Below are 5,020 nucleotides of genomic sequence, written 5' to 3' on the forward strand. Positions count from 1 at the left end.
AGGCAAAGCTCGCCTGCGCCCTTGGATGGAGCCTGTTCTACGCTCGCAAGATGTCGAATGAGAACGAGGTTGCCTGGCTCGATGCGATCGCCTTTGCAAGGCGGGCCGGCAACATCGAGTATCAGCAACGTGCGCTGGTGGGCTTTGCCTTTTACCTGTTGCAGATTGGCGAGATTGCGCGCGCCATAACCCATCTCGAGGAGGCCACCGCGCTCGCCGACCGGGACCGCGACCGGACGGCAACGTCCGAAGCCGATCGCGCACTGGCCTGGGCCCGCGCCTTTGCCGGCGAATTGAGCAAGAGCCGCCCGGTTCTCGATCGTCTTGCGGCAACCTATTCGCTGGCAGAGGGCCGTTCGCGCAAAGATGCGAACGAGGTCTACCGGTTCATCACCGTCCGCTTCAACCTACCGTTCGTTGCATGGATGCAGGGGCAAGCCGACTACGCGGCGAGGCTGGCCCGAGACGCCGTCGATGCCGCGGACCGTAGTGGTCATTGGGTGTCGCAATCGAACGCACTTGGGCTCGCCGCTCTTCCTGTCGCGCTCGAAACGCGCAATCTGGACGCGCTCGAGAGCTTCACCGAGCGGCTGCGTCGCAACCTGGAACGTGAGCGAATCTCGCGCTGGGTTCCAGTGGAGCGCTACTTCTCCGCCTGCCTTCGCGATTTACGCGGCGATCATGGGGCTGTGGAGGATATTCGAGCCGCGATTGAAGAACTGATCGAATGTCGCTTCTTGATGCGAATCGGCAGCTATCTCGCGGTCCTAGCCGGCGCCTTGTTACGACAGGAGCGTATCGATGAGGCGCGCGAAACCGTGGCGCGAGCGATCGCGCACCAAGAGCAGCAAGGTGAGCGTTGGTGCCGTTCGGAGCTGCTGCGGATCCATGCGTCGGTCCTGCTCCATGCAGGCGAGACCCAACGCGCTGAAAAACTGCTGCAGGAAGCGCTTGTCGAAGCGCGAGCGATAGGGGCCTTGACCTACCAACTGCGTATCGGCACGGATCTTGCGAGGCACTGGATTGCGCATGGCTGTAGGCGTAAGGCCCTCCAATTGCTTGCGCCGATCTATGACGAATTCACCGAGGGGTTCGAATCGCAAGACCTCGTTCGTGCCTCCCGATTGTTGCATCTAGCTGGGGCCAACGGTTGTGATGGAAGGCAACTTTATCAATGACGGCTCCGAAGCGGCAAACCTATCTCTCTGCTCCTTGAGCAGACAAATTCTTCCGGTTTTCCTCGACAACCATGCAATCAAGAGTTCTGCTTGTGGCCCTTAGCCGAAGGTCGCTTGAGCCTCTGTYATGTCGGCTTTCAGAGGCAAACCCGACGGCAATYCAGCGTCACGCCTAYCGCTGCTTCGAACGCTACACCCGCGTTGCYTGAACRTGTTCCGGTGGCAGCGGCGGTGTGATCRTGTGCTTCATGACCTCAAAACTCTCGGTCCATCGCCGGGTGYGTCCGGTTCTTGACCTTGATCCAGTCCTTCGACCGGCCGGCGCTATAGCGYCGGTCGCGCCGTTTCGAGACCAGGCCCTCGAGGCCCAGGCGGCAGGCGGCGCCGAACAGCTCGGKGCCGATCTCGCCTGGCTCGAAGGGCGCGACGAAYATGCCATCCGGCCGACCGCGTAGCAGCCGCGCAAGGTTGGTCTTGCGGCCACCCAGACGACCTCTCGCGACTTGGTGCTCATGGCCGATAGATTCCGCGAGAGGCGGCGGGTTGCAAGCCGCTAGATGTTGCGGCGCCGGGGAGCGCCGACGCCTTAGCTCGGTCAAGAGAGACTGCTTGCGTGCCCTATCCGAAGCATCACAGTTTCGAAATCGCCGAAATTTCATTTGCTCCGTCGGGCAAAACAGTGGTTCATAAGACGCTGGCTCCAGTTTGATAGGACCCAGCGAAAATGACCGAAGAAGCAAGTGCGTCGTCCGAGCTTTCGAAGATTGCCAAGTTGAATGGAGATTTCAGAAAGAACTACGGCACGTTGCTCGGCGCAGTTCTGTATCTGCGCTCGATCAGCGCCGCGCGCGGGTCGTCACCCTGGAGCGGATTGATCGCGGCTATAGCGGCAGCCATCCTGACCTGGGTGGCGAAGTACGGGCTGCCATGGCGGTAGCCTGTCGTGAAGACGTGAGTTTGCGGGCTTCTGACGCCGACTTAGATTACATGGCGCGATGCGTTGGAGACCGTATGATGGTCAATGCGCTCGTTCCGCAAAAGAGCTGGCTGCCAAAAGCACAGCGGGCGCGTCGCGCTGCGCAATACGTCAGAATGTCGACTGACTACCAGCAATATTCGATTGCAAACCAGATGGCCGTGATCGGCGCCTACGCGCAGCGGGCAGAATTGGAGATTGTTCGGACCTACCGTGACGACGCCAAAAGTGGACTCCGTATCAAAAACCGGAAGGGGCTGTTGGATCTGATTGACGATGTTCAGTGTGGGCGCGCCGATTTTGGCAGCATCCTCGTCTACGACGTCAGTCGCTGGGGGCGCTTTCAGGACGTGGACGAGAGCGCGTACTACGAATTCCTGTGCAAGCGGAACGGAGTGCGTGTTGAGTACTGTGCAGAGCTGTTCAAGAACGATGGCACCTTTGTTTCGAGCATCGCGAAGAACCTAAAGCGAGGCATGGCAGCCGAATGGAGTCGAGAGCGATCTGAAAAGGTTTACGTTGGAGCGTGCTATGTCGCTCGAATGGGTTTCCGCTTGGGCGGACGCCCCGGTATTGGCTTGCGCAGAGAATTGATCGATGCGAACGGGCGCTCTCGGTGCGTGATGCAGAACGGTGAACGAAAATCTCTCCAAACTGATCGAGTTATGTTACGGCCGGGGCCTCCCGAGGAGGTTGAACTTGTCCGCTCGATCTTCCGACAGTTCGTGGTTGACCAGAGGAGTGAGACCAAGATTGCGCGGCGCCTGAATGCTGCCGGCATGAAGTGCCCGACGGGCCGGCCTTGGTCTCCGGGCATCATCAGCTACATGTTGGCGAACGAGAACTACATCGGCAATTTACTCTACGGTCGACATACCTGTCGTCTTCGAGAGTACAACAAGCCAAACCCGCCTGAGCAATGGATCCGCAAGGTCGGCGCGATCGAATCGATCATTAGTCCCGAGTTGTTCGCGAAAGCCCGGGCGATCATCGACACTCGCAAAAGCACTAAGGGTCTCTCCAACGAGGAGATGCTAAAGCGACTCAGAATCTTGTTGAGGAAGAAGGGACGATTAAGCCGGGATATCATTAGCGATGCGCCGGGTGTGCCGAGCGCCGGACTTTATCAATTCCGCTTCGGATCCTTGAGGAAGGCCTATCGGCTGATTGGCTACGTTTCGACGCGGGATTGCGAATATATCGATTCGCGCGATGATCGTCACACCATGATGGAAGAGCACGCTGTGAAACTCGGAGCGGCTCTCGCTGCCTTTGGCGAAGACGTCAGGCTCAATCAGGTTCACCGAACTCTAGAGGTAAGGAGTCTCGTCGTCTCGTTGCGCGTAGCCCGCAGCACTCATGATGGCAACGAAAAGCATTCTCCTACCTGGACGGTCGAGCATGGCCGACATTTGCCTCCAGGCATAGTCGTCGGCATTAGACTCGACGCTTCAAATCGGGCTGTGCGCGACTACTTTTTGATGCAGGCTTCGAAACTTGTCGATCGCCTGAGGTTCACCGAAAATAGCGCGAAACGTTACGGGCTGCGCTGGTTTAGTTCTGTCGACGACATCGCGCGGGCGATCAAGCGACGCCTCCGGGCAGTCTGAAAGCAAGCCATGCTCAATCCTGTGAAGACCGCCCTTGCGACCATCGTCCATCGATTGCTCTTTGTGGCGTTATGTTGCCGAGCCCGCGGCGATCGTGCTGGCGCTGTTATGCCTGGTCGCGACCATCCGCCAGGTGCGGGATCGCCCGTCGAGTGCCGCGGGCTGGCTCGGCGGCGCCGCGATCGTGGCGGCGATCGTCGCCGGCGTCCTGGTCTGGCACTCGACCGCGGCGCTCGCCTGAGAGATCCGCGCTAACTTCAGCTTACCAGCGCAAAGCGGAAGTCTCCCACCTTGAACGTGTTCGGCGGCTTGTGACCCGCACCGGACGGTTCCCTGGCGAAGACGCGTTTTCCTCAATTACAAACTTCGATGCTGTTACCAGCAGAGCCGCCCCCGTTCCATCGCCCATATCCCGAGCTCGATAGTTCGAGGTGGCACCCCGGCCGGACTGGCCGACAGCCCGTATTGCTACAATAGAGTTGGCCGGTCACCTGCGGCTTCGCGGGCGCGGCTTCCACCTTCTTTCTCTCGTCGTCGCGCTTCTTGGCATCCTCACGCGTCGCGACCGGCTTCTTGTCCTGCACCTTCTCGCATTCATTGTCGTCATTGACGCGATAGCCGGCGCGGCATGCGATCTTCACGCAAGCGTCGCCGTCGGCCTTGAAGCCGTGATCGCACACCAGCGGGCAGACGCGCCCCTGCTTGCCCTTGATCGCCTCAAGCGCGTCGAAGCTCGCCTGCTTGGCATCGAGCTTCGTCCCGGCATATCTGTTGAACAGCGTCAGCGAGCGTTGCGATGGCGCATTCCAGTCGCCGTCGGCAGCGGCCGCCAGACAGCCGACACGGCGCAACTCTGACTGAACCAGCTTCGCCGTTTCTTGCGGCGACAGCGTTGGCTGCGATGAGGTCGGCGCAACGGCCGCGACTTTCTGTGCGCTGTCCGCAACTTGCTGCTTCTCGGCGGCTGCCTTGTCGCTTGCGATCTTGTCGGCGAGCGCTTTCTCGGCAGCTTGCTTGTCGGCGATCGCCTTGGCCACGGCGGCCTCGGCGTCCTTGCGCCGCTGCTCGGCGGCGGCCGCTTTGGCCTCCTCGATCTGTTTGGCCTTTTCGGCGGCAAGCCGGGCGTTCTCGGCGGCCTTGGCGGCGGCGGCCGCCTTCTCCTGCTCGGCCTTGTTCGCACGCTCGGCTGCGAGCCGTGCCTTTTCGTCTTCGGCTTGGCGTGCCTTCGCGGCCGCAGCTGCGCGTGCCTCCTCGGC

At 60.5% G+C, this 5,020-nt stretch carries 3 protein-coding genes and 2 pseudogenes; 4 read left to right on the forward strand and 1 reads right to left on the reverse strand.

The features are described 5' to 3' along the window. The 4 genes and pseudogenes from AC1D00_RS26145 to AC1D00_RS26160 form a co-directional block, all read left to right on the forward strand. Positions 1 to 1,178, forward strand: a pseudogene (locus AC1D00_RS26145) (transcriptional regulator); the annotation flags it as partial. A 724-nt stretch (positions 1,179 to 1,902) separates the two neighbouring features. After that, positions 1,903 to 2,115, forward strand: a complete 213-nt coding sequence (locus tag AC1D00_RS26150) for a hypothetical protein (protein WP_477012637.1) — start codon at positions 1,903 to 1,905, stop codon at positions 2,113 to 2,115. Between the two features lie 74 nt (positions 2,116 to 2,189). Then, positions 2,190 to 3,764 (forward strand): recombinase family protein, encoded by a 1,575-nt coding sequence (locus AC1D00_RS26155; protein WP_477012638.1) that lies wholly within the window; start codon positions 2,190 to 2,192, stop codon positions 3,762 to 3,764. A 61-nt stretch (positions 3,765 to 3,825) separates the two neighbouring features. After that, positions 3,826 to 4,005: a hypothetical protein gene (locus AC1D00_RS26160; protein WP_477012639.1), complete on the forward strand. Its 180-nt coding sequence runs from the start codon at positions 3,826 to 3,828 to the stop codon at positions 4,003 to 4,005. A 112-nt stretch (positions 4,006 to 4,117) separates the two neighbouring features. Here AC1D00_RS26160 and AC1D00_RS26165 read toward each other — a convergent pair. Then, positions 4,118 to 5,020, reverse strand: a pseudogene (locus AC1D00_RS26165) (caspase family protein); the annotation flags it as partial.

Source organism: Bradyrhizobium sp. P2_E8 (assembly GCF_056403875.1).